The sequence below is a fragment of the Streptomyces beijiangensis genome (assembly GCF_017315755.1).
Lineage (GTDB): Bacteria > Actinomycetota > Actinomycetes > Streptomycetales > Streptomycetaceae > Streptomyces > Streptomyces beijiangensis.
Genome location: NZ_JAFLRJ010001013.1, coordinates 1 through 269, shown reverse-complemented (window position 1 = coordinate 269; position 269 = coordinate 1). Strand labels below are relative to the sequence as shown.

1 pseudogene is annotated in these 269 nt (G+C 73.2%); it reads left to right on the top strand.

The annotated features are described in order from the left end of the window. Positions 1–89: 89 nt before the first annotated feature. Positions 90–269, top strand: a pseudogene (locus J0695_RS40325) (deoxyguanosinetriphosphate triphosphohydrolase); the annotation flags it as partial.

The following is a 269-nucleotide window of genomic DNA, read 5'->3' as shown; positions in this document are numbered from 1 at the left end:
ACCCCCGGACCCCCGGCCGGGACCCCGCACCGCGTGTCCAGCGCCACCGCCTGAAGCACGCTGTCAGTCCCGCCGCTTACTCTCGGTGCATGGAAGGCACTGCGTACACCCCGACCGACATCGAGCGCTGGGACCCCGAGCCCGACAAGCGCCCTGGCCGCACCGCCTTCCAGCGCGACCGCGCCCGCGTGCTGCACTCTTCCGCGCTGCGCCGCCTGGCGGGCAAGACCCAGGTCGTCACCCCCGGATCCAGGTCCCAGATCTGGGAC